Source organism: Photorhabdus viridis, assembly GCF_040256935.1.
GTDB lineage: Bacteria > Pseudomonadota > Gammaproteobacteria > Enterobacterales > Enterobacteriaceae > Photorhabdus > Photorhabdus viridis.
Genome location: NZ_JBEJZY010000287.1, coordinates 1 through 420, shown reverse-complemented (window position 1 = coordinate 420; position 420 = coordinate 1). Strand labels below are relative to the sequence as shown.

Below are 420 nucleotides of genomic sequence, written 5' to 3'. Positions count from 1 at the left end.
TTTGGCTTCGATGCCAGTGTCTGGGAAACCATGATGGCACTGACCGGAGGAGCCAGTCTGGCTATTCCAGCCGACCCGGTTCGTCAGGATCCGCACCGTCTCTGGCATTATTTGGAAGCACAGGCAGTGACGCACGCTTGTTTGACACCGGCCCTGCTGCGGGATGGGGCGGATTTACCGGCGCTGACGATAAAGCCGACCGTGATACTGGGCGGTGAAGCGCCCAGCCCGGCGCTACTCCAGACATTGAGCCGTGAGGCCACGTTGTTCAATGCCTATGGCCCGACAGAAATTACCGTGTGCGCCACCCACTGGCGTTGTCCGTCAAACTATACCGATGCGTTGGCGCCTATTGGGCGTCCGACGGCGAATACCCGGATTTATCTGCTGGATGACCACGGGCAGCCAGTGCCATTGGGG

The 420-nt window shown here is 60.0% G+C and carries 1 protein-coding gene; it reads left to right on the top strand.

Features of this window, described 5'->3' with window-relative positions; translation table 11 throughout:
* On the top strand, window positions 1-420 hold a 420-nt coding region (locus tag ABR397_RS23395), incomplete at both ends, for an AMP-binding protein (RefSeq protein WP_350307789.1).